This window comes from Pseudomonas sp. HS6, assembly GCF_023375815.1.
GTDB lineage: Bacteria > Pseudomonadota > Gammaproteobacteria > Pseudomonadales > Pseudomonadaceae > Aquipseudomonas.
This window is the reverse complement of record NZ_CP067412.1, coordinates 3,957,736-3,980,662: the sequence shown is the minus strand read 5'-3', so window position 1 is coordinate 3,980,662 and position 22,927 is coordinate 3,957,736. Positions and strand designations below refer to the sequence as shown.

At 60.6% G+C, this 22,927-nt stretch carries 27 protein-coding genes; 11 read left to right on the top strand and 16 right to left on the bottom strand.

Features of this window, described 5'->3' with window-relative positions:
• Positions 1 to 2: 2 nt before the first annotated feature.
• Positions 3 to 485, top strand: coding sequence for a GreA/GreB family elongation factor (locus JJN09_RS17965; RefSeq protein WP_096821067.1), 483 nt, complete (start codon positions 3 to 5; stop codon positions 483 to 485).
• An 8-nt stretch (positions 486 to 493) separates the two neighbouring features.
• Here the strand turns inward: JJN09_RS17965 and cysB are convergent, their stop codons facing one another.
• The 5 genes from cysB to JJN09_RS17940 form a co-directional block, all read right to left on the bottom strand.
• On the bottom strand, positions 494 to 1,468 hold the full coding sequence (gene cysB, locus JJN09_RS17960) for an HTH-type transcriptional regulator CysB (RefSeq protein WP_007955684.1): 975 nt from the start codon (positions 1,466 to 1,468) through the stop codon (positions 494 to 496).
• A 113-nt stretch (positions 1,469 to 1,581) separates the two neighbouring features.
• Entirely contained in the window at positions 1,582 to 2,085 is a 504-nt protein-coding gene (locus tag JJN09_RS17955; protein ID WP_085710767.1) for a universal stress protein, read from the bottom strand.
• 98 nt (positions 2,086 to 2,183) lie between these two features.
• Positions 2,184 to 3,089: a 5'-nucleotidase gene (locus tag JJN09_RS17950; RefSeq protein WP_249482893.1), complete on the bottom strand. Its 906-nt coding sequence runs from the start codon at positions 3,087 to 3,089 to the stop codon at positions 2,184 to 2,186.
• Positions 3,090 to 3,119: 30 nt separating this feature from the next.
• Positions 3,120 to 4,076 carry a putative 2-dehydropantoate 2-reductase gene (locus JJN09_RS17945; protein ID WP_249482892.1) on the bottom strand — a complete coding sequence of 319 codons (957 nt, stop codon included), beginning with the start codon at positions 4,074 to 4,076 and terminating at the stop codon, positions 3,120 to 3,122.
• Positions 4,073 to 4,459: a co-chaperone YbbN gene (locus JJN09_RS17940; protein ID WP_249482891.1), complete on the bottom strand. Its 387-nt coding sequence runs from the start codon at positions 4,457 to 4,459 to the stop codon at positions 4,073 to 4,075. Before JJN09_RS17940 ends, JJN09_RS17945 begins: the two co-directional genes overlap by 4 nt.
• On the opposite strand from JJN09_RS17940, the gene JJN09_RS17935 reads away from it, so the two are divergent.
• On the top strand, positions 4,458 to 4,886 hold the full coding sequence (locus tag JJN09_RS17935; RefSeq protein ID WP_085730573.1) for a PilZ domain-containing protein: 429 nt from the start codon (positions 4,458 to 4,460) through the stop codon (positions 4,884 to 4,886). The genes JJN09_RS17940 and JJN09_RS17935 overlap by 2 nt on opposite strands.
• A gap of 145 nt (positions 4,887 to 5,031) precedes the next feature.
• Complete coding sequence (locus tag JJN09_RS17930) at positions 5,032 to 6,108, top strand: 3-deoxy-7-phosphoheptulonate synthase (protein WP_114884576.1); 1,077 nt, start codon at positions 5,032 to 5,034, stop codon at positions 6,106 to 6,108.
• Positions 6,109 to 6,178: 70 nt separating this feature from the next.
• Here JJN09_RS17930 and JJN09_RS17925 read toward each other — a convergent pair whose 3' ends face one another.
• On the bottom strand, positions 6,179 to 6,460 hold the full coding sequence (locus JJN09_RS17925) for a GNAT family N-acetyltransferase (protein WP_007955658.1): 282 nt from the start codon (positions 6,458 to 6,460) through the stop codon (positions 6,179 to 6,181).
• 639 nt (positions 6,461 to 7,099) lie between these two features.
• On the opposite strand from JJN09_RS17925, the gene oprI reads away from it, so the two are divergent.
• A complete protein-coding gene (gene oprI, locus JJN09_RS17920) occupies positions 7,100 to 7,351 on the top strand; it encodes an outer membrane lipoprotei OprI (RefSeq protein ID WP_003183784.1) in 252 nt (83 codons plus the stop codon).
• Positions 7,352 to 7,474: 123 nt separating this feature from the next.
• On the opposite strand, the gene JJN09_RS17915 is transcribed toward oprI, so the two are convergent.
• The 3 genes from JJN09_RS17915 to JJN09_RS17905 all read right to left on the bottom strand — a co-directional run bounded on the left by JJN09_RS17915 (position 7,475) and on the right by JJN09_RS17905 (position 9,553).
• A complete protein-coding gene (locus JJN09_RS17915; RefSeq protein WP_096821063.1) occupies positions 7,475 to 8,446 on the bottom strand; it encodes a L,D-transpeptidase family protein in 972 nt (323 codons plus the stop codon).
• 150 nt (positions 8,447 to 8,596) lie between these two features.
• Positions 8,597 to 8,890: a hypothetical protein gene (locus JJN09_RS17910; RefSeq protein WP_007908575.1), complete on the bottom strand. Its 294-nt coding sequence runs from the start codon at positions 8,888 to 8,890 to the stop codon at positions 8,597 to 8,599.
• A 57-nt stretch (positions 8,891 to 8,947) separates the two neighbouring features.
• Entirely contained in the window at positions 8,948 to 9,553 is a 606-nt protein-coding gene (locus JJN09_RS17905) for an arylesterase (RefSeq protein ID WP_249482890.1), read from the bottom strand.
• 10 nt (positions 9,554 to 9,563) lie between these two features.
• Here JJN09_RS17905 and JJN09_RS17900 point away from each other — a divergent pair, with 10 nt between their 5' ends.
• Genes JJN09_RS17900 through greB form a run of 3 tightly spaced genes read left to right on the top strand, consistent with a single transcriptional unit; the run spans position 9,564 to position 13,283 of the window.
• Entirely contained in the window at positions 9,564 to 10,247 is a 684-nt protein-coding gene (locus tag JJN09_RS17900) for an ABC transporter ATP-binding protein (RefSeq protein ID WP_085710774.1), read from the top strand.
• Positions 10,247 to 12,751, top strand: a complete 2,505-nt coding sequence (locus tag JJN09_RS17895; RefSeq protein WP_249482889.1) for an ABC transporter permease — start codon at positions 10,247 to 10,249, stop codon at positions 12,749 to 12,751. Before JJN09_RS17900 ends, JJN09_RS17895 begins: the two co-directional genes overlap by 1 nt.
• Positions 12,752 to 12,785: 34 nt before the next feature.
• Entirely contained in the window at positions 12,786 to 13,283 is a 498-nt protein-coding gene (gene greB, locus JJN09_RS17890; protein WP_003226818.1) for a transcription elongation factor GreB, read from the top strand.
• Positions 13,284 to 13,286: 3 nt separating this feature from the next.
• Here the strand turns inward: greB and JJN09_RS17885 are convergent, their stop codons facing one another.
• The 3 genes from JJN09_RS17885 to JJN09_RS17875 form a co-directional block, all read right to left on the bottom strand.
• On the bottom strand, positions 13,287 to 13,595 hold the full coding sequence (locus JJN09_RS17885; RefSeq protein ID WP_249482888.1) for a class I SAM-dependent methyltransferase: 309 nt from the start codon (positions 13,593 to 13,595) through the stop codon (positions 13,287 to 13,289).
• Positions 13,596 to 13,845: 250 nt separating this feature from the next.
• Positions 13,846 to 14,280: a DoxX family protein gene (locus JJN09_RS17880; RefSeq protein WP_201237336.1), complete on the bottom strand. Its 435-nt coding sequence runs from the start codon at positions 14,278 to 14,280 to the stop codon at positions 13,846 to 13,848.
• Between the two features lie 107 nt (positions 14,281 to 14,387).
• Positions 14,388 to 15,809 carry a transglycosylase SLT domain-containing protein gene (locus JJN09_RS17875; protein ID WP_249482887.1) on the bottom strand — a complete coding sequence of 474 codons (1,422 nt, stop codon included), beginning with the start codon at positions 15,807 to 15,809 and terminating at the stop codon, positions 14,388 to 14,390.
• Positions 15,810 to 16,045: 236 nt separating this feature from the next.
• On the opposite strand from JJN09_RS17875, the gene JJN09_RS17870 reads away from it, so the two are divergent.
• The 3 genes from JJN09_RS17870 (at position 16,046) to JJN09_RS17860 (ending at position 18,927) form a co-directional block, all read left to right on the top strand.
• Complete coding sequence (locus JJN09_RS17870) at positions 16,046 to 16,852, top strand: TatD family hydrolase (RefSeq protein ID WP_249482886.1); 807 nt, start codon at positions 16,046 to 16,048, stop codon at positions 16,850 to 16,852.
• 109 nt (positions 16,853 to 16,961) lie between these two features.
• Positions 16,962 to 18,440: a methyl-accepting chemotaxis protein gene (locus tag JJN09_RS17865; RefSeq protein ID WP_249482885.1), complete on the top strand. Its 1,479-nt coding sequence runs from the start codon at positions 16,962 to 16,964 to the stop codon at positions 18,438 to 18,440.
• Positions 18,441 to 18,561: 121 nt separating this feature from the next.
• Positions 18,562 to 18,927 (top strand): Mpo1-like protein, encoded by a 366-nt coding sequence (locus JJN09_RS17860; protein ID WP_085730565.1) that lies wholly within the window; start codon positions 18,562 to 18,564, stop codon positions 18,925 to 18,927.
• 1 nt (position 18,928) lies between these two features.
• On the opposite strand, the gene JJN09_RS17855 is transcribed toward JJN09_RS17860, so the two are convergent.
• From JJN09_RS17855 to JJN09_RS17845, 3 genes are all read right to left on the bottom strand, one after another.
• Positions 18,929 to 19,723: an acyl-CoA thioesterase II gene (locus JJN09_RS17855; protein ID WP_249482884.1), complete on the bottom strand. Its 795-nt coding sequence runs from the start codon at positions 19,721 to 19,723 to the stop codon at positions 18,929 to 18,931.
• Between the two features lie 120 nt (positions 19,724 to 19,843).
• Entirely contained in the window at positions 19,844 to 20,611 is a 768-nt protein-coding gene (locus JJN09_RS17850) for a CHAD domain-containing protein (protein ID WP_249482883.1), read from the bottom strand.
• A gap of 77 nt (positions 20,612 to 20,688) precedes the next feature.
• Positions 20,689 to 20,967 carry a hypothetical protein gene (locus tag JJN09_RS17845; RefSeq protein WP_129394926.1) on the bottom strand — a complete coding sequence of 93 codons (279 nt, stop codon included), beginning with the start codon at positions 20,965 to 20,967 and terminating at the stop codon, positions 20,689 to 20,691.
• A gap of 218 nt (positions 20,968 to 21,185) precedes the next feature.
• Between JJN09_RS17845 and JJN09_RS17840 the strand changes: the two genes are divergently transcribed.
• Positions 21,186 to 22,223: a patatin-like phospholipase family protein gene (locus tag JJN09_RS17840; protein WP_249482882.1), complete on the top strand. Its 1,038-nt coding sequence runs from the start codon at positions 21,186 to 21,188 to the stop codon at positions 22,221 to 22,223.
• Here the strand turns inward: JJN09_RS17840 and JJN09_RS17835 are convergent.
• Positions 22,220 to 22,918: a response regulator gene (locus JJN09_RS17835; RefSeq protein ID WP_102620456.1), complete on the bottom strand. Its 699-nt coding sequence runs from the start codon at positions 22,916 to 22,918 to the stop codon at positions 22,220 to 22,222. The two genes, JJN09_RS17840 and JJN09_RS17835, sit on opposite strands and share 4 nt — an antisense overlap.
• Between the last annotated feature and the right edge of the window lie 9 nt (positions 22,919 to 22,927).

Here is a 22,927-nt window from a genome sequence, read left to right as displayed (position 1 = left end):
TCATGAACAAGCACGCCGTCCATCAACTGATTCTCGACAAACTGCGCGTCGACCTCGATATCGCCGAACGCGCAGCACAAACCGCTTACGAAACTGCGACCCACGAAGAAAACATCGCTGAAAACAAGTACGACACCCTGGGGCTTGAGGCGTCGTACCTGGCGGCCGGGCAAGCAAAACGGGTCGAGGAGATCCGCCAGTCACTGGCGGTCTGCCAGAACCTGACGCTTCGGGCCTATGACGATCAACGCGGAATTGAAATCGGCGCCCTGCTCGGTCTGGAAGACGAAAAGGGTCGTGAACAATGGCTGTTTCTGGCGCCGGATGCGGCGGGCCTGAAAGTCGACGTGGTCGGTCAGCCGATTACCGTCATCACCCCGCGCTCGCCGCTGGGCAAAAGCCTGCTGGGCAAGTTCGAAGGTGATGAGGTGGAGATTCTGGTGGCAGGCACCCGGCAACAGTTTGCTGTCACCGAGGTGCTGTAGACAGGGACTTAGTGGACCGGCAGTTCGACGCCTTCGAACAGCTCTTCCAGTTCCTGCTTGTTGTGGCACTGAATGGCCTTGGCCATGACTTCGCGAGTCAGGTGCGGTGCGAATTTCTCGATGAAGTCGCACATGAAGCCACGCAGGAAGGTGCCACGACGGAAACCGATCTTGGTCACGCTGGATTCGAACAGTTCGCTGGCATCGAGCACCACCAGATCGTTATCCAGTTTGGTATCGACGGCCATTTTCGCCACGATGCCGACACCCAGCCCCAGGCGCACGTAGGTTTTGATCACGTCGGCGTCGGCAGCGGTGAACACCACTTTCGGTGTCAGGCCGCGATGGCTGAAAGCTTCGTCGAGTTTCGAACGGCCGGTGAAACCGAACACGTAAGTCACGATCGGGTATTCGGCCAGCGCTTCGAGGGTCAGCTTCGGCAGCTTGGTCAGCGGGTGGCCCTGAGGCACGACCACGCAGCGGTTCCAGCGGTAGCACGGCATCATCACCAGATCGCCGAACAGCTCCAGCGCTTCGGTGGCGATGGCGAAATCGACGGTGCCGTCAGCGGCCATTTCGGCAATCTGCATCGGCGAGCCCTGGTGCATGTGCAGCGCCACATCCGGGTATTGCTTAATGAAGTTGCTGATCACCGGCGGCAGTGCGTAACGTGCCTGGGTGTGAGTGGTGGCGATCGACAGGGTGCCTTTTTTCTCGTTGGAGAATTCCTGGGCGATCTGTTTGATGCTTTCGACCTTGCGCAGAATCTCACCGGCGGTGGTGATGATGCGCTCGCCTGCCGGCGTGACGCGGGTCAGGTGTTTGCCACTGCGGGCGAACACTTCGACGCCCAGTTCGTCTTCCAGCAGACGGATTTGCTTACTGATGCCCGGTTGCGAGGTGTAGAGACTTTGGGCTGTAGCGGAAACGTTGAGGTCGTGGTGCGCCACTTCCCAGATGTAGCGCAATTGTTGAAGCTTCATATGAATCCCTCAAAGCAGGTAGACGCCACGGGCATCAGCGACGGTATATAACTATATTAATGGTTTGAAGAATAAATCTAGAACTTTTTTATCAAAATGCCATTATTCCCGCCTCAGCGATCCTCCCGACGCCGACGCTCCACCAGCGGCACCATGTAAACCGGCACCTTGGACAATTGCAGCAAGCGAGTCGCCGTGCGCCCCAACGGTGTTTCCGCCCCAACCCCGTGGCTGTGACTTCCTACGATCAGCAAATCGACGGAGAGTTTCTGTACCTGGTCGAGAATCACCTGCGACGGATCGCCCTGCAGCACCCGCACCGCACGAATCCGCAGCAGATCCTGCTCGCCTTCGTCCCCCAGCTCTTCGCGAAAACTGTCGAGCACTCGCTGCTCGATATTGGCGATGACGGTTTTCAGACCCTGACTGTGAAACTCGTTCAACGCCTGTTCGTCGAGATAGCTCTGCAACACCGATTCGGCAAACAGCCCCATCGGTTCCACCGCGTGCACCACATACAAGTCGGCATTGAATGTTCGAGCCATCGCCAGGGCATGCTGCATCACTAACGGTGCGTACAGACCGAGGTCAGTGGCATACAGCATCGAACGAATCATATGACCTCCTCGCAAGCCAACATGGCGGAGATTTGATTCAGCTTAGCAGTGCCTTGGCGAGTACGACGTGCGACGCAACGTCTTGAAGCACGAGGGCTTTAGACCGCTGGTTCGTTGCTGATGCCGTGGGGGACATGGCCGGTGGCAACCACCTCCCGGGCCAGTTCACAGTGACCGGCCTGATCGTCGAAAAACACGTCGGCGGCGAAGGCTTCGAGGAACGCCGATTTGGTCAGGCCGCCGAGGAACAGCGACTCGTCCAGTCGAATGTCCCACTCACGCAAGGTGCGGATCACCCGCTCGTGAGCCGGCGCCGAACGTGCGGTGACCAGCGCGGTACGGATCGGGCAGTCGTCATCCGGGAACTCGCGCTGCAACAGATTGAGCGCCGCGAGGAAGCCCTTGAACGGCCCGCCACGCAATGGCTCACGGGCGGACTCACGCTCCTTGGCCTGGAACGCTTCGAGGCCGCCGGATTGATAGACCCGCTCCGATTCGTCGGAAAACAGCACCGCATCGCCGTCGAAGGCGATGCGCAATTCATCGCTGGCCGCACGGCTCGCGCCGCCGGACAGAATAGTCGCCGCCGCGAAACCAGCATCCAGTGCGGCGCGCACGTCTTCGGCATGGGTGGAGAGAAACAGGTCGCAACCAAAGGCTTTCAGATACGGATAGGGACTGCGCCCGCCAACGAACGCCGCACGGGAAATCGCCAGGCCGTAATGACCAATGGAGTTGAAAACGCGCAGACCGGTGTCGGCACTGTTGCGCGACACCAGAATCACCTCGACCCGAGCGCGACCGAGGCGACTGTTGAGGTTGAGCAGTTTTTCCACCAGCGGAAAGGCATCGCCCGGCGCGAGGATTTCGTCTTCGTGCTCGATCTGATATTGGCGATAGGCTTCGACGCCGCTCGACAGGTAGACCTTGTGGCTCTCGCTCAGGTCGAACAGGGCACGGGACGAAATCGCCAGCACCAGTTTGTCATCGATGTTCTTGGCCATGCCTTCCCCCAAATCCCTCAAATAATCGACTCAGGTGTTACGCCGGTCGATGAAACGCAAATTGCGGTACAACGCTTCGATACGCGGCAGCTCGCAACCTGCCGCTTTTGCCGCAGCCAAGGGTCGAGCGTAGATGGCATCCAGCTCCAGCGGTCGCTTGTGCAGAAAATCGTGGTACATGCTCGGCCAATAGTCGGGCATTTTCTCGGTCATCATGAACAGGTAATCGGCGTAACCGGGCGGCATGTCATGACCGCAGGCCTTGGCGCCCTGCACCACTTCAGCCATCAACGCCTGAATCAGAATGCGGCTGTCGGCATCGGCCATCAGCGGCGTGGTACTCGCCCCGAGCAAAACGGAAAGACCATTGTAGGGAATGTTCCAGACCAGTTTCTGCCAGCGCGCCTGATGCAGATTCGGCATAGCCTGGGAGTCGATGCCGGCGGCACGGAACAGTCCGACGCCGTCCTCGACGATCGCCATGCGCGCCGCATCATCGGCTGCCGGACCACTGTGATAACCGACGTTCACCGCACCCAGCGCTTGATGAGTGATGTGGCCCGGGCCTTCCCGGTGAACGCAGATCAGACACAAGCCGCCCAGCAAGTGCAGGGAATCGGGCAGCAACGCCCGCAAACTGTCTTCGACGTCCAGACCGTTTTGCAGCACCAACACTTTCGCATCGGGTTTCGCCGCCTGAATGATCGACGGCGCCAGCCCGGCATTGCTGGTGGTCTTGGCGCCGACCAGCAGCCAGTCGCAGGGCGGCATGTCTTCAGCCGATGAATAAGCCTGCACCGGGTTGAGCGTCAGCGTGCCGTGAACCGCACTGTCGACCTGCAAGCCACGCTCGGCGACGGCGGAAAACTCGCTGCGCAGTAAAAAGTGCACATCGAATCCGGCCCGGGCCAGCATCAAGCCGTAAAACCCTCCAATTGCGCCGGTACCGATAATCCCCACGACCGGTTTATTCACTGCTCCCATCACGGCAACTCCTCTGCAATTCGACCCAGCGCCTGCACCACGGCTGCGTTCAGCTCCGTGGCGTTCAGGCGCGTGTGTACTGCCCCAAAGAACTCGCCGTCGCGCACCACGAACAGCGCCGGCAAATGAAAGACCTGATAGCGCTCGACCAGCCCGCCGTTATTGCCAGCGTCGATCCAGCACAGGCGATCGATTGCCAGATCCAGCCCCGGCAAAACTTCGCGGGCATAGCGGCAACTGGAACAGCCGACACTGGTGAAGATCACCAGCGAAACGCCGTTCATCGCCAGCAGCCGTTGGTCGGCGTCGAAATCGGTCAGTTCCGATTCGAACACTATACTGGGGGAAACAATGTCAAATGGCCGACACAGGGAGTCTGTGCTCATGGGACGGTTTATTCCTCATCCGGATGATGTGCCCGTCGAATTAACGTTGCTCAAACCTGAGTGCATTTCGCGGCAACAGCTGCACACTATCAGCCTCGGCGGCATCGCTTGCAATTACCACCGCGCCTGGCGACATGGCACCGCGCTGCAAGTGCGCATGCCGACACTCAATGCCGACTTCGCCTATCCGGGCTATGTGGCCTGGTGCCTGCGCCGTAAAAAAGGCTATCTGGTGGGCATTGCGTTCACCGATGAGCAGACGCTGTTCAGCGCGCGAATGGGTGAGCAGGTGTGTCAGATCGAGCGTTATTGCCGAATCAACGATGCTCACGATGACCTGCAGGATATCCAGGCGCGAGCGCTGCAATGGGTCGAGCAGCACGCCGAAGAGTTCTCCCACGACAGCGTTCGCAAGGCTTTTGCGTAACCAGAGCTGGACTGAACAGTTACTTGCCCATTGTCTAGCAGGCGTCTAACGCGATAAGGTTCGGCTCCCCGACGCGCTTAAATCTGCTGTGCTCCGCCGCGCGGGGATCGCTGGCGGCCGGCACCCGTGACCTGACGAGTAAACGATGGCTGATTTACCGATCAACGACCTAAACGTCGCCTCCAACGAGACCCTGATCACTCCCGATCAGCTCAAGCGTGATATCCCTCTGAGCGACGCTGCCCTGCGCACCGTCACCAAGGGTCGCGAAGTCATCCGCAACATTCTCGATGGCACCGACCACCGTCTGTTCGTGGTCATCGGGCCTTGCTCGATCCACGACATCAAGGCTGCCCACGAGTACGCCGAGCGCCTGAAAGTTCTGGCGGCGGAAGTGTCGGATACCTTGTATCTGGTCATGCGCGTGTACTTCGAGAAGCCACGGACCACCGTTGGCTGGAAAGGCCTGATCAACGACCCGTACCTGGATGACTCGTTCAAGATCCAGGATGGTCTGCACATCGGTCGCCAGTTGCTGCTGGACCTGGCCGAGAAAGGCCTGCCGACCGCGACCGAAGCTCTCGACCCGATCTCCCCGCAATACCTGCAGGACCTGATCAGCTGGTCGGCCATCGGCGCTCGCACCACCGAATCCCAGACCCACCGCGAGATGGCGTCCGGCCTGTCCTCGGCAGTCGGTTTCAAGAACGGCACCGACGGCGGCCTGACCGTGGCGATCAACGCCTTGCAGTCGGTTTCCAGCCCGCACCGCTTTCTGGGCATCAACCAGGAAGGTGGCGTGTCGATCGTCACCACCAAGGGCAACGCCTACGGTCACGTGGTACTGCGCGGCGGCAACGGCAAGCCGAACTATGATTCGGTCAGCGTCGCCCTGTGCGAGCAGGCGCTGAACAAGGCGAAGATCAAGCCGAACATCATGGTCGATTGCAGCCACGCCAACTCCAACAAGGATCCGGCGTTGCAACCGTTGGTGATGGAGAACGTCGCCAACCAGATCCTCGAAGGCAATCAGTCGATCATCGGCCTGATGGTCGAGAGCCACCTGAACTGGGGCTGCCAGGCGATCCCGAAAGACCTCGCCGACCTGCAATACGGCGTCTCGATCACTGATGCCTGCATCGACTGGTCGGCCACCGAAAACACCTTGCGCAGCATGCACGCCAAGCTCAAGGATGTACTGCCGAAACGTCAGCGCGGCTGACAGCTGTTTCGCAGGCATAAAAAAACGCCGGGCATTGCCCGGCGTTTTTGTGTGTGCGGTGTGAGGTCAGTCAGATCTTGGCGGTGCGCCGCTGATGACGCTCCATGTAGCGCTCCACGTAGGAGCACGACGGGATGACCGTGTAGCCCATTTCATCGGCGTACTGCAGCGCCCGTTCGGTCAGGGCTGCCGCGATGCCTCGGCCACGCAATGCGTTGGGCACGAAGGTGCGGTAGATATCCAGGGTCTGTTTCCCCAGATCCATATAAGTCAGGTAGGCACGATGACCGTCCACATTGGTCTCGAACTGATGACCAGCCTGGTCATGGTGGATGGACAACGCCTCGCTCATCACTACTCCTCGCGGGTCTTTGATTCGACCCCTACCTTACCGATGTTTTCCCGGCGAAGGAACATCTACTACGCCACCCCGTGCCTGATGGACACCGAGAAGAACTGCACCGATCTCGCGTAACCCGAGCACGTATCAAATAGTAGGCACCAATGGCGAAAATGCTCAAGGCACGCTCGTCATCATGCTGATTGACGGGGCAGCTCCGGTGGACTCAGGGCTGGCTCGGGAGAAGCTCGTCCCGAGCCAAAAGGCTGAACATCGCCGGATGTTGAGACTTAAGACGTGCCTCGTTTTATAAAGTCACCTGAACATGGACAAAGATAAGCGAGACGCCGCACAAAATCGCAACAAAAGTGTGGACGAATCCATATAGACAGACTCTAGCCACTACCTGCAAAACAGCACCTGACAACGGGAACTTTTTCTCAATAACTCGCTCATCTCGGGCCTTCCAGCTGAATATTTTTTATACAACCCAGTTAAAAGTTGCTCGAAAAAGAATCAACGCCTACAATTTTTTTTGCTTCTTGCCTTACGTCAGTTTACTTACTACAAGTAATGGGTAGTATGTACGCCGGCTATTTCCTCAATCGGAGGAGACAGCCACTTAATTGAAAGTCCTTGAAGGGGAACACGATGAACAACGTTCTGAAATTCTCTGCTCTGGCTCTGGCCGCAGTTCTGGCTACCGGTTGCAGCAGCGCATCGAAAGAAACCGAAGCACGTCTGACCGCTACTGAAGACGCAGCTGCTCGCTCCCAGGCTCGTGCAGACGAAGCTTACCGTAAAGCTGATGAAGCTCTGGCTGCTGCTCAAAAAGCACAACAGACTGCTGACGAAGCTAACGAGCGTGCTCTGCGCATGCTGGAAAAAGCTAGCCGCAAGTAATAGTCCTTCGGGATTGTTATCAAGCCGACCCGTTTTTCGGGTCGGCTTTTTTTTGCCTGAAATTTTCTTCATGCAATAAAAAACCCGCCGACGCGCAAGCATCGGCGGGTTCTTTTTATCGGCTTACTGCTGCAAGTCGATCGGTGCGCTGGAGACGATCGGCGCCGAGGTGTTCGGCGTGCCGATTTCGGTTGGCAAGCCGTCTTCCGCTGCGACTACATCACGGACCACATCCCAGTTCATGCGCAGGTTGTTGGTGATGTCTTCACGCTTGAGCATCGCGTTGATCACGGCGGTGTGCTTGTCGACCACCGACGGGTTGCCCTTGTCGTCGATCGGCGTGTGCGCTTCCAGGTAGACCTTGCCGCCACTGCGACCGAACTTGTACGCATCGTTGAGGATCCGCACCGACGTGCCCACCGGCACCATGCCGGCCATTTCCAGCACGTTGTTGTTGAACATGCGGAAGCAGCCGTGGCTGGTGCGCATGCCGATGCCGAACTTCTTGTTCGAACCGTGGATCAGGTAACCCGGTGTACCCAGGGTGAACTTGAACGGGCCCAGCGGGTTGTCCGGACCGGCCGGCACGACGTTCGGCAGCGGATCGCCATCGGCGGCGTGTTCTGCCTTGATCGAGGCTGGCGGTGTCCAGGTCGGATTCGGCGTCTTGGCGGTGATCGTGGTGTGGGCAATCGGCGAGCCCCAGCCCTCACGACCGATACCCAGCGGGAAGGTGTACACCACGTTCCGGCCTTTCGGGTAGTAGTAGAGGCGGTATTCGGCGAGGTTGATCACGATGCCTTCACGCGGGCCCGGCGGCAGGATGAAACGGGTCGGTAGGACCACTTCGGTGCCCGCACCCGGCAACCAGGCATCGACGCCCGGGTTGGCCGCAACCATTTCCGAATAGCCCAGATCGTAGGTGGTGCCCAGATCGGCAAAGGTGTCTTCGTACTTGGCCTTGATCACCTGCACCTGGCCGATGATGTCTTCACCAGGTGGTGGCAGGGGAAACTCCAATGCGGCAACGGGGCCGGCCACACACAGGGCGGCAAGAGACAGGCAGCGGGTGACGGCAGGAAAGCGCGGCAACATCCGGAAAATCCTTCGCATGATCGACAAGGGTATAAGAGCGCGATTGTACACCGCGCCTCGGGGATTCGGGGAGATGCGCCGATGGGCTGGCAGAACTCTTCATAATTGAAGCTGCCGCCTGCCCGGGCTGTGTTCGGAAGATGTTTGCGCTTAAAGCTCGAAACGCAGCTCAGGCCAAATCGGCGAGGTTCCACGTTTCTGCGATTCGAGAATCGCCCGGCACAGCGAACACAGACGTTGATCCTGGAACACCCGGCGATCCACGCTCGACCAGCGCGGTTGCGCCGGCAGCAGACTGCCGCACAGGGTTCGGTCGGCCGAGCCACCGAGCTCCAACTGACGGGTCACCAGATGCACCCGCACTTCCTGGCAGGCGAACAGATCCAGCTGTTCGTCAGGCTCGATCAGTTGGTAGGCAAACAGGGACCAGGCAGAACGCGACATCGGGGGCTCCATTTAGGGGGGCGCCACATTAGCCGAAAGCCTGCCGCTAGAAAAGCCTCATAACAGCGGTTTTAGCGTCGGCCAGACATTTTCCAGCAACTTGCCCTGAGCCCCGGCTGCCGGGTGCAGACCATCGGCCTGCATCAAGTCGGGATGGCCGCCGATCCCGTCGAGGAAAAACGGCACCAGCGGGATCTTTTTCTCCTCGGCCAGTTTGCCGTACACCTGCGCGAACGCATCGGTGTAACGCTTGCCGTAATTGGGCGGCAATTGCATGCCAAGCAACAGCACCCTGGCACCGCTTTGACGGGAGCTGTCGATCATCGCCGCAAGGTTTTGTTGCAATTGAGTCGGCGGCATTCCGCGCAGGCCATCGTTGCCGCCCAACTCGAGAATCACCAGCTCCGGTTTATGCTCTGCAAGCAGCGCCGGCAGCCGCGCCTGGCCTCCGGCACTGGTGTCACCGCTGATGGAGGCATTGATCACTTTATCGTCAAAACCTTCGGCCTTGAGCCGCTGCTCAAGTAACGACACCCATCCCGACCGGGTATCCAGTCCGAAACCGGCGCTGATACTATCGCCAACGATCAGGACTGTACCCGCCGCTGCGTTCTGGGCCATGCACATCAAGGCCAGGCCAGCACTCAAAAACCACACACGCATCGGATTCTCCATGGGCGCAAGCATTCTCACCGCGAAGAACCTTAGCAAAGTGGTTCCCAGCGCGGAAGGTGAACTTACCATCCTGCACGAACTCAGCCTGGAACTGAACAAGGGCGACAGCCTGGCCATCGTCGGCGCGTCCGGTTCCGGCAAATCCACCCTGCTCGGCCTGCTCGCCGGCCTCGACCTGCCAAGCAGCGGCGAAGTCGTTCTCGCCGGCCAGTCCCTGAGCAATCTCGACGAAGACCAGCGCGCGCGCATTCGTGCCGAACACGTGGGTTTCGTCTTTCAATCGTTCCAGTTGCTCGACAGTCTCAACGCCCTGGAAAACGTCATGCTGCCGCTGGAGCTCGACGGCCGCAAAGACGCCCGCGGTCGTGCCACTGAATTGCTGCAGCGGGTCGGCCTCGGTCAGCGCCTGACTCACTCGCCGCGCCAGCTCTCCGGTGGTGAGCAACAGCGCGTGGCCATTGCCCGGGCCTTCGCCGCCGAACCGGATGTGCTGTTCGCCGACGAACCCACCGGCAACCTCGACAGTCACACCGGCGAGCGCATCAGCGACTTGCTGTTCGAACTGAACAAGGAACGCGGCACCACCCTGGTGCTGGTGACCCACGACGAGCGCCTGGCCCATCGCTGCCGGCGCCTGATCCGACTTGAAGCCGGCCTGTTGGTCGCCCCTCTGGAGCCTTGATGGCACGTCTGCCGCTGTTGCGTCTGTTCAGCCTTGCCCTGCGCCAACTTATGCGCGATGCCCGCGCCGGGGAGTTGCGGGTGCTGTTCTTCGCCTTGCTGGTGGCGGTTGCCGCCAGTACCGCCATTGGCTACTTCGGCGCTCGCCTGAACGGCGCCATGACCTTGCGCGCCACCGAGTTTCTTGGCGCGGATCTGGTGCTCGAAGGCAGCTCTCCCGCCCGAACGGAACAGATCAAGAGCGGCACCGAGTTGCGCCTCGACCATGCGCAGATCGTTGAATTCTCCAGCGTCATCGCCACCGATAACGGCATCCAGTTGTCGAGCATCAAGGCCGTCGACCGCGCTTATCCGCTGCGTGGTGAGCTGAAAAGTGCACCAGCGCCGTTTGCTGCCGAAGAATCAGGTGGCGAACCACAGCCGGGAGAAGCCTGGGTCGAATCGCGCCTGCTCACCGCGCTGGACCTGAAGATCGGCGACAGCATCGACGTCGGCATGAAGACCTTGAAACTCACAAGGGTGCTGACTTACGAGCCGGATCGCGCCGGCAATTTCTACAGCCTTACGCCTCGGGTGCTGATCAACCGCGACGACCTCGCCGCGACCGGCGTGGTCCAGCCTGGCAGTCGCGTGAGCTATCGCGAACTGTGGCGCGGCGAACCCAATGCGCTGGAAACCTATCGCCAACTGATCAAACCGGGCCTTGCCGCCAACCAGCGAATTCAGGATGCCCGCGACGGCAACCGACAGATCGGCGGCGCACTAGGCAAGGCCGAGCGTTATCTGAACATGGCCAGTCTGGTCGCCGTGCTGTTGGCCGGCGTGGCCGTGGCGTTGTCGGCGAATCGCTTCGCCAGTCGCCGTTTCGATGCCAGTGCGCTGTTGCGCTGTCTGGGTTTGTCGCGCCGGGAAACCATGGTCCTGTTCAGCCTGCAACTGGCGGTGCTCGGACTGTTCGCCAGCCTCAGCGGCGCCCTGCTCGGCTGGCTCGCTCAGTTGGGCTTGTTTGCGCTACTGCACGATCTGCTACCGACCGACGTACCGCCGGGTGGCTTGCTACCCGCGCTGGCCGGGATCGGCACCGGGCTGGTGGCGCTGGCCGGTTTTGCCTTGCCGCCGCTGGCCGCATTGGGTCGCGTGCCGCCGTTGCGGGTATTGCGCCGGGACATGCTGCCGATTCCGTCGAGCACCTGGATGGTCTACGGTGCGGCACTCGGTGCGCTCGGGCTGATCATGTGGCGCCTGAGCCTTGATCTGCTGCTGACCTTTGCCTTGCTGGGCGGTGGCGTGGTCGCCGCGCTGGTGCTCGGTGGTTTGCTGTTGCTGCTGCTCAACAGCCTGCGTCGCCTGTTGGCTCGCGCCTCCCTGCCCTGGCGTCTCGGTTTGGGTCAATTACTTCGCCACCCGTTGGCGGCGGCCGGACAGTCCCTGGCATTTGGTTTGATCCTGTTGTCCATGGCCTTGATCGCCTTGCTGCGCGGCGAATTGCTCGACACCTGGCAAAACCAGTTGCCGAAAAATGCCCCCAACTATTTCGCCCTGAACATCCTGCCGGCGGACAAACAGGCCTTCACCGATCACCTCATCAATGTCTCGGCCCAGGCCGCGCCGTTGTACCCGGTGGTGCCGGGACGACTGATCAGCATCAACGGTGAAGCGGTGCAGCAGATCGTCAGCAAGGATTCGGCCGGTGACCGGGCAATCCAGCGCGACCTGAGCCTGACCTGGGCCGCTGACCTGCCACCAGGCAACAAGCTCACCGCGGGTGAGTGGTGGAAAGATCAGCCACAGGACGATGTGCCCGGCGTGTCGGTGGAAGGCAAAGTCGCTGAAAGCCTCAAACTCAAACTCGGCGACCATCTGGTATTCACCGTTGGCGGAGTGAACCGCGAAGCGAAGGTCACCAGCCTGCGGGAAATCAACTGGGACAATTTCCAGCCGAACTTCTTCATGATCTTCCAGCCCGGCACTTTGAAAGATCTGCCGGCGACCTACCTGACCAGCTTCTATCTGGCGCCTGGTCACGATCAGCAGATTGTCGAGTTGTCACGAGCGTTCCCGGCGGTGACCATCCTGCAGGTCGAAGCCTTGCTCGAACAGCTGCGCAGCATCCTCGCCCAGGTCACCCTGGCGGTGGAATACGTGCTGTTGTTTGTGTTGGCGGCCGGAATGGCGGTGCTGTTTTCCGGGTTGCAGGCGACCCTCGATGAACGCATTCGCCAGGGCGCGCTATTGCGTGCGCTAGGGGCGGAACGGCAGTTGCTGGTCAAGGCGCGGCGGATCGAGTTCGGCCTGCTCGGCGCGGTCAGCGGGTTGCTGGCGGCCATCGGTTCGGAAGTGGTGAGTCTGGTGCTGTATCGCTACGCGTTCGACCTGCCCTGGCATCCGCACCCGTGGTTGCTGGTGCTGCCACTGATCGGTGCGGCATTGATTGGTGGTGCCGGCGTGTTCGGCACCCGTCGGGCACTGAATGCGAGCCCGCTGACAGTGTTGCGCGAGGGTTGATAGACTCCAGCCCTCAATACCACAAGAAGTTGCCATGAGCCGTTATCGCCCTCCCCGCACCGCCGGCACCGCGCTGATCACCCCTGAAGGTGAAGCGCGGATGCGCGCCGAATTCCATGAGCTCTGGCATGTGCGCCGCCCACAGGTGACGCAGTCGGTCAGCGAAGCCGCGGCTCAGGGCGATCGTTCGGAAAATGCCGAATACACCTACGGCAAGAAAATGCTGCGCGAGATCGACAGCCGCGTGCGCTTTCTCACCAAACGCCTTGAAGCACTGAAGGTCGTCAGTGAGAAACCGAGTGATCCGAACAAGGTCTATTTCGGCGCCTGGGTAACCATCGAAGACGAAGACGGTAAGCAGTCGCGCTACCGTATCGTCGGCCCGGACGAACTGGATCTGAAACTGGGCCTCATCAGCATCGACTCGCCGCTGGCCCGCGCCTTGATCGGCAAGGCGCTGGACGCCGAAGTTCGGGTACAGACGCCAACCGGCGAGCAATTCGTCTACATCGTGGCGATCGACTATCCCTGAGGTTTAACGCCGTGTGATCAAGCCCTGGCGCGCGACGCGAGTCAGTTGCCCGATCATTTCCGGGGCATTGTCGCGGCTCGGTGCCTGAATCACCGCCAGGTCGAAACTGTCATCGGCAAAACGCGCCAGCGACTCGCCATCTTCAACGAACTGGATCAGAAACGCGGCAGGACCGCCGCTGCGACGTGGCCAGCCATCGAGATAACGCAACAGCGTCGGCTGATGTTTGCCGCCAAGCAGGATTTTTGGATTGCGCTGGGTGATATGTGCCGTGATCGGCGCGGGACGTGCTGGAGGGCGAAGTGCATTCATCGTGTCGTGTCTCTGCCTCAAAAGTCTGCATGGCAGGTGAGAGGCAACACCGAACCAGCGCTTTAGCGGTATTTCGAAGCCCTGTTCCGGCTTCTGACGGCAACTGAAGAATAGTCACCTGGCGCCCCGCAAGTAGCTGTTTAAATCGGCGCATGAGCGGCATCCTAGAGAACGTGACCAGCCAGTGTCAAGAATCAGCCGCAACAAAAAAGGCCCGCACAATGCGGGCCTTTTGCTTGAGCCAGAGCGGTCAACCGGCGATGGCGCGGTCTACCGAAAGTTTGCCGGCACCTTCGATCAGCACCGCGAGGCTGCCACCGAGCAGGGCCAGGGCGAACTCGTAACCGTTGTTGGCCATGAACAGACCGTTGCTGATGTGCACGGTGAAGATCGCCACCAGCGACAGGAACGTCAGACCCAGTGCCGCCGGGCGAACCAGCAGACCGATGATCAACGCCAGACCTGCAAAGAACTCCGTACCGCCCGCCAGGGTGGCCATCAGGTAGCCCGGGGTCAGACCGAGGCTTTCCATGTATTGAGCAGTACCCGCCAGGCCGTATCCACCGAAGAGACCAAAGAGTTTCTGTGAACCGTGGGCGGCGAAGATCACACCGACGGCGATGCGCAGAATGGTCAGACCGTAGCCAGCGCGGGTGAACAGAACCTTGTTGATCAGAGAGCTCATGTTTCAATTCCTTGTTGTGAGAAGTGCTTGTTGGTTGGCCGCCATATTAATCAGTTAAATTTATGTTAAAAGCGCAAATATTCCGCCATAACAATCAACTTATTAGATCATTTGCGTGAGACAACTTTCTGTCCCCGGGGCTCCAACGACTCCCGCTCCCGGTCGAACGCCAAGTAATACTTGTTCACGCTATTAACATAGCTGACGGCGCCCATGCCCACCTGCTCCATGGCAATACGCTCGACCTGGAAGAACCACTGATTCGGGTTCAGGCCACGGCGCCGGGCCTCGGCGCGCATGCCCTGCACACGCTCCGGGCCGATGTTGTAGGCCGCCAGGGTGAACGCCATGCGCTCGCGCTCATTGAGCTTGGGGCTGTTGAAGAACTTGCGGCGGATCATCGCCAGGTACTTGGCCCCGGCCTGCACATTCGCATCGAGATTCTGGATGTTATTGACGCCAACCCTCTGCGCGGCGGACGGCGTGATCTGCATCAGCCCGGTCGGCCCCCCGCCACTGCGTGCACTGGGTTGCAGTGCCGATTCCTTGAACGCCAGCGCTGCCAGGTTGAGCCAGTCCATGTTCTGCGCTTCGGCATGTTTTTGCAGGGTCGGACGCAGTTTTTCCAGACGCTGGCGATCAGCCTTGGCCAATGGATAGTGAACTTGATAGAGCCGGCGGTAGATCCGCAGAAACGCCGCATCTTCGTTCGACGGCGTCTTGTAGCCGGTCAGGAAGCGGTCGATGCTCGCTCGTAGCATCGCGGCATCGCGCCGCACGAACCAGTACTCCTCGCCCGGCTCGCTGATCATCAATTGCCGGTCAAAACGCAGTTTCGGCAGGATCTTGCCCCAGCGCTCGGCAATCGGTTGCTCGACGATGGTCAGGTGGAAGATCCCGCCCTGGACCATTTCCAGCACATCCTCGACCGCCAACGTAGGATCGACCCATTCGATCTTGATCGGCGCCAGCTTGTGCAGCGCCAGTTTCTGGTTGAGCTGGCTGACCGCCTCCCCCGCCGCACTGCCGGTGGGCAGCGCCAGGGTCTTGCCGGCGAGTTGCTCGACCTTGGTGTAGCGCTTCTCACCCTTGATGCCGACCAGCACCAGCGGCACGTTGCTGGCGATCGGCTCGCTGCTGGCGACCGCATGGCCCGGTTGCAGATCGAGCAGTTCGCCCGGCGCTACCAGATCGCCTTCGCCACGCTGCAACGCGCCAAGCAATTGATCCTTGGCTTTGGGAATGATCTTGAGGGTGATTTCCTGGCCGTCGCGGGCGTGGCCATTGAGGTACTGCTCGAAGGCGCGCAAACGGTGATATTCGACGCCGATGGTCTGGCCCTGGACTTCGCCGGAGCTGTTGCGGCTCTGGTTGACCAGCACCCGCAGCACGCGGCTATTGCGGATCTCGGTCAAGTCGCGGACCTTGACGGCCGGCACGGCTTGCAGCGGCCCGGGCAGGCGCGCAACCGCCGTCATCGGCAGCAGCAACGAGCCACACAGCAGGAGCAAAACCGAGGGACGAACCATCCACTCTCCGGAAAGAATACGGGGTGTTTTCACCGCTGAGCGGTCATAAAACACCGACGAAAACAGAGCGCCAGAAGCGCTGATAAAGTGCGAGAGACTGGCACAGTGATGGCAACTCTGCCAACCCGTGTTGCCTCGCGGCCTCAACAGACAGCCATAAGCCGTTGTAGTTCTTGGCTTTTCTTTTAAATCTACCGCTCTGATATGCTTTCCGGCCTTCGGCCCGAGGTAGCACCATGCAACTCATCGATATCGGCGTCAACCTGACAAACCCCAGTTTCGCCGACAAACACCAGGCTGTGCTCGACCGAGCCTACGCTGCCGGGGTCTGCCAACTGGTACTCACCGGCACCAGCGTCGAGGGCAGCGAACAGGCGCTGGAACTGTGCCAGCAACTGGATCCGGACGGGCAGCGACTGTTCGCCACCGCCGGTATTCACCCGCATTCGGCCAGTGACTGGAACGCCGACAGCGCACGGCACCTGCGCAGCCTGCTGAAGGAATCGAACGTGGTGGCAGTCGGTGAATGCGGACTGGATTTCAACCGTGATTTCTCGCCGCGCCCACAACAGGAAAAAGTCCTCGAAGAGCATCTGGCCCTGGCCGTGGAACTGCAACTGCCGGTGTTCCTGCACGAACGTGACGCCAGCCAGCGCTTGCTGGAAATCCTCCGTGACTTCCGCGATCAATTGCCTGCCGCCGTGGTGCATTGCTTCACCGGCGAGCAGAAAGCGCTGTTCAGTTACCTCGACCTGGACTTGCATATCGGCATCACCGGCTGGATCTGTGACGAGCGTCGCGGCACCCATTTGCACCCGTTGGTGAAAGAGATCAAACGAGGTCGCCTGATGCTGGAAAGCGATGCGCCGTACCTGCTGCCCCGCACTCTGCGGCCAAAACCGAAAAACGGACGTAACGAACCGGCGTACCTGACCGAAGTGTTGCGCGAAGTGGCGTTGCATCGAGGTGAGGCCGGGGAAGATCTGGCGGCCCACACCACCGCCTGCGCTCGAGCGTTCTACGGTTTACCCGCCCTGCCCTGATCCGCAGGAAATGCATCACTCGTTGATGCACATCAAGATCCGGACACCTGCGTAGCGGCACAATGCTGGCACCTTGCCAAAACTGTTTCCGCTATCAGAGAAGACCTCCATGGGTGCCTGGCTTAGCAATATCTCGCTGAAATACAAATTCTGGGCGGTCAACGCGGTCGCCTTCGTCACCACTCTGTTGTTGGTCTTGTACGCAGTCCAGCTCGAACAGCAGGCCCGCAGCCATGCTGCGCAGGCCTCGGCACAGGCGCAGGCGCAATTGCTCAAGGCCTGGCCCGCAGGTCAGGCACTGCCCAAGAGCGATCAGGTGCTGACCTTCAAACGCGGTGAAGCGCCGCGCCTCAACGATCAGCCGCTGCTGGAAATCACCGACAGCAATGGCTGGGTCGATATCAGCCACTTGCCGCTGTTTGGCGAAAACCCGTTGCTCGGTGCCGAGGTGTTCAGCCGCGCCGACGGCCAGGCCGCGGTGATTGCTTTCGCGCCGAGCCTGAGCCAGGTGTTCAGTGAGCGTTTCGCCAACTATGCGGTGGCGGTGTTCATCCTGATGCTGGCGATGCTCGGTGCTTCGCAGTTGCTGATCCGCTTCCTGCTCAGCCAGCTCAACACCCTAAAGGACGTGATGCTGCACGTGGAGAAAACCGGCGATCTTTCGGCTCGGGTGCCGTTGGCCTGCAAGGACGAAGTCGGCCAGATGGCCAATGCCTTCAACGCGATGCAGGCCGGCTACCAGCGTGTGGTCACTACCGTGGCCAACACCGCGCGGCAACTGGATGTCGGTGCTGCGCGGCTGGCCTCGAGCATGAACGAGGTGCGCCACGGCATGCTCGGCCAGCAGAGCGAAACCGATCAGGCGGCCACCGCGATCAACGAAATGACCGCCACCGTCTACCACATCGCCCAGCACGCCGGTGCCACTCGCGACCTGTCGCAGACCGCCGATGGTCTGGCCGGCAGCGGTCAGCAGGTGGTGACCCGCGTCCAGCATTCGATTGCCGGTCTGTCCAGCGGCGTGCAGCAGACTGCCGAGATGATCCAGCGCCTGGCCGAGGACAGCCAGAAAATCAACGGCGTGGTCAGCGTGATCCACAGCATCGCCGAGCAAACCAATCTGCTGGCGCTCAATGCCGCCATCGAAGCGGCGCGCGCCGGGGAAATGGGTCGAGGATTCGCAGTGGTCGCCGACGAGGTACGCAATCTCGCAAAACGTGTGCAGACCTCCACCGATGAAATCACCACCATGGTCTCGGCGTTACAGGCCGGTACTCGCGATGCGGTGGACTTCATGCAGGAGAGTTCGTACAAGGCCGACGACTGCGTGCAGCAGGCGCAAGAAGCCGGTGAAGCGCTGGCGGAAATTACCGGGGCGGTGGCGCAGATGCGCGAGAGCAACACGCAGATTGCAGTGGCGGCAGAACAGCAGAGCCAGGTGGCCGAAGAGATGAACCGCGCGGTGGTGAGCATTCGTGATGTGACCGAGAACACGGTGCAGCAGACCGTGGATTCGGCGACCACCAGTAACGAGCTGGCGACGCTGGCCGGGGAACTGAACAAGGCGATCGGTCAGTTGAAGCTCTGAGGGGGCAACATCAAAGAAGGCCATTGTCCCTATCACTGCAATAGCCAACCTTGATTCGCCGCCCTGCCCGCCCGGGCCTATTCTTCAACCATGAATCGAACATGGATTGAGGAGCAGCAACATGGGCAAACGTCACCCCAACCTTCCCGCGTGGCAATGGCGCGCGTACCCGGCCAATCATCAGCACCCGACCAATCTGGTGCTGCACCTGATCGCTGTGCCGCTGTTCATCGTTGCGTTTCTGTTGATCGTCTCGGGCGTGTTCAGCCTGAGTCTGGCGAGCGTGGCAATTGGCGTGATCGGAATTGTCGCGGCACTGGGTCTGCAGCGCCACGGCCACAGCCTGGAGGCGCAAGCCTCCGAGCCGTTCAGTGATCGCAAGGACGCAGTATCGCGCCTGCTGGTCGAGCAGTTTCTGACGTTCCCACGGTTTTTTCTCAGTGGCGGATGGTATCGCGCCTGGCGTGAACGCCACCGCCGTCATTGAGTCAGGCGAAGATCGTCACCGTCTGCCGGCTCATGGCGATCAGCTCGCCTTGCGCACTCCACAGTTTGGCGGCGACGTGGCCGTAACCGTCGGCGGCATACTCGATGTCCGCCAGATACTGGCACCAGTCCAGCGTGCTCAAATCGCGTAATGGCTGAACGAATTCGATGGTCCAGGTCAGTGTGCTACCCGGTGCCGGTTTCTTCAGGTACGGCAACAGCGCGGGCGGCCAGGCATCGACCAGCGCCAGCAGGTGCGCCTCGTTGACCGGCTCCTCTTTGACATCCCCACGCAAGCGCACCCAGCCGCCCATCAGCCGCGACTGATTGCCGGTGAACGGCATGCCGCCGACACTCCAGCGCATCGCCAGATGACGCATGAACTCCGGGGTCACACCTTTGATGTACGGCAGTTCCTGGCAGTCGTCCCAGCGTTTCATCTCCGGTGCCGGGTAGGCTTCAACCGCTACTTCCGAAGGGCGCGAAGCACCGAAGCTGCCTTGCACCATCGTCACTACTTGGCCGTTCTGCACGGCGCGGCCCAGCACCTGGCTGACCGCTTTGCCTTCGCGCAGCACCTCGACCTCGAAGCTCACCGGAACCTCGGGCTCGACCGGGCCGACAAACGTGATCGCCAACGAACGCACCGGCCGATCGGTGGGCACCTTGGTGCGCATCACTTCAAATTGCAGCGCGGCAACCAGCCCGCCAAAACTGGCCCGGCCCTGTCCCCACTCGGCAGGAATCGTGACCTCGGGTTGACGACGGACAGCATCGATCAGATCGCAAAAGCGCATGGGAACCTCGGACACGAAAAAGGGAATGACCGGATCTTAACCAGCGCGGCAGAGCGGCGCAGCGTCCATTCCGGTCAAAGAGACTGACAGATAAGACAGCGCGCCGAGCTGGAGAGGGTTTCAGGACTTGAAGCAGGCTGCGCTGAGCTTTTCCAGCACCCGGTCAGCCTTGCTTTCGGCCTTGATCATGGTTGCCTGCCAGGTGGCGACGCAGGGTTGCAGATCCGCTTCCTGTTCGGCCTTCGCCAGCCATTGCCAGCAATCGTGCCAGTCACCCAATGCGCCCTGTGCAGACTTCAGACGCTCCAACGCGGGTTTCGGCAGGCGATCAAGTTCGGGATAGGCTTCGATGCCGTAACGCACACGCTTGATCAGCAGACGCAGGCGATGGCGGTCGTGGGCCGGATCGTGCAGCGCCACGTCGAGGTTCCTCCATTGTTTACCCAGGCGTTTTTCGATGCGCTTGCCCAGATCATCGAGCAATCCCTGACGCTGGGATGCCCGTAGGAAACGCGGAAACGCATCGAGGATCATCAGCAGCGAAGCCACTTCCGCACTCGCCGCCAATGCCGGATAGGCCTCGGCCATCTGCGCCATGCGCCGCTGCGCGGCCTCAGGTTGACCATGTTCGAGCAGATACGCCGCCAGCACCTCGCGATCACGCCATGGCGTAGTCACTTGCCCGACACCGGCCGCCGCGACTTCCAGTTGCTCGACACCGGGCAAACCGCGCAATGGCCTTAACAGGCTGCGCAAGCGGCGCACGGTGGTTCGCAAATCATGCAGCGCCTCAGGGTCGGTCCGGGCGGTCAGACGTGCCTGACAGGCCAGCAGCCTGACTTCCAGACTCAGGACATGAGCCACCAACCGGTCAACCAGCGCAGACATTAATTGCTCCTGAATTCAATGGCGTTGCATGAGTGTGCATCTGCGCAAGGCACCTGCACTTGCGCTACGTCAGCAGCTTAGCGCCCGGCGCGGGATTCGCGAATGTAGAAACGCGCCTTTTCAGCCTTGCTGCTGCAACCTTCGAAACCTTCGAATTGCTGCTGAGTCTTGGCCGCCGTCAGCAACGACAGGGCCTTGGAGTAGCTGACCGTGCCGGCGAAACCCTCGGCCTTGGCCAGATCCAGTTCATGCCACGCCGCGTCGAGTTGGCTGCCGCAGCTGTCGCGGTAGGCGGTCTTGCCGGCGCAACCGGCCAATGCCAGGGCAATCAAGGGCACACAGATCCAGGCTTTCATCACTTACACCTCAAAGATAGGTCAACAGTCGTGCAGTTAAGACGGTCCGGCGCTGAAAAAGTGCCTTGTGCCCCGTGAATCCACCGCACGGCAAAAGATAACGCCAGCGGGTCATGAAGTATCGAAATAACGACGCCATCGCCACCCCGAGCGACCCTGGCGATTGTAGCCCGGCCCTCGATGGGTGCATTGTGGAAACCTGTCGGGGAGGAAGTCTGATGAAAAAGCGTGTCGCACTGGTGCTGGGCTCCGGTGGCGCCCGGGGCTATGCCCATATCGGGGTCATCGAGGAGATTGAACGGCGTGGTTACGACATCGCCTGTATTGCCGGTTGTTCTATGGGCGCGGTGGTCGGCGGAATCTACGCCGCCGGCAAACTCGACGAGTACCGCAACTGGATCGAAAGCCTGGATTATCTCGATGTGCTGCGGCTGGTGGACGTGAGCTTTCGCCTCGGCGCGATCCGTGGCGAGAAGGTCTTCGGCCAGATCCGCAAGATCGTCGGCGAGATCAACATCGAAGACCTGCGCATCCCTTACACGGCGGTGGCAGCCGACCTCACCAATCAACAGGAAATCTGGTTTCAGGAAGGCTGCCTGCATCAGGCGATGCGTGCCTCGGCGGCGATTCCCAGCCTGTTCACGCCGGTAATGCAAGGCAACCGGATGCTGGTGGATGGCGGCATTCTCAACCCGCTGCCGATCGTGCCGGTGGTGTCGAGTCACTGCGACCTGATCATCGCGGTCAATCTCAACTCCACCAACCAGCGTCATTACAAATTGCCGGTGATACAGCGGCCCGCTGCGTTTCGTAGCCGCTTCGACAACCTGATCAGTTCACTCGGTTCGAAAATGCCGTTCCGCCGCACACAAGCCGAGCAACTGCTGCGACTCGAGCAGGAGGCGTTGCGCGCCGAGGCCGCCGAGATCAATCCATGGGTCGAAGGTGCGGAGCCCGAAACCCAGCAACCGGCCGCCGCCCCTGAACGTGAAGGCGCCCCGAAATCCGCCACCGGATCGTTCATCATCGATAACGTCGGGCCGGCGTCATTGCTGGATTTGATCAACCAGAGTTTCGAGGTGATGCAGACCTCGCTGGCACAGTACAAGATCGCCGGGTATCCACCGGACATCCTGATCAACGTGCCGAAGCGGGTGTGCCGATTCTTCGAGTTCTACAAGGCACCGGAACTGATCGCGCTGGGTCGCGAAATCGCCCGGGACACCCTCGACCGCTATGAGAGCGAACAGAGCTAAAGGCTGTTCTCGTTCAACAACCGATAGCCGACGCCTGCCTCGGTCACGATGAACCGTGGCCGGGTCGGATCGTCCGCCAGTTTCTGCCGCAGATGACCGACCACAATCCGCAGATAGTGACTGTCCTCGGTGTGGGTCGGGCCCCAGATATCCTTGAGCAATTGCTGTTGGGTGATCACCCGCCCCGGATGTCGCGCCAGTTGCGCCAGCACGGCGTACTCCTTGCGGGTCAGGGCAACTTCGACGCCGTCGAGCAGCACCCGCCGATAAGCGAGGTCCACCGTCAGCGGGCCAAACACCAACGCCGCTTGCTGCGCCTCCCCGGCCGGTGCCTGGCGCAACAACGCGCGGACCCGAGCGAGAAACTCCTGAATACCGAACGGTTTGGTCACGTAATCATTGGCGCCGCCATCCAGCGCCTGGACTTTCTGCCCTTCGCTGGCGCGCACCGACAGCACCAGCACCGGCGCCGTGGCCCACTCGCGAAACTCGCGCAACACTTGCTGACCGTCCATGTCCGGCAGGCCGAGGTCGAGCACCAACAGGTCCGGTTTGTTCAGCGCCGCCTGGGCCAGGCCCTCGGCACCGGTGCCGGCCTCCAGCACTTTGTAGCCTTGGGATACGAGGCTGATGCGCAGAAACTTGCGGATCTGCGGTTCGTCATCGATGACCAAAATGGTCGCGGTCTGAGTCATGAGTTCACA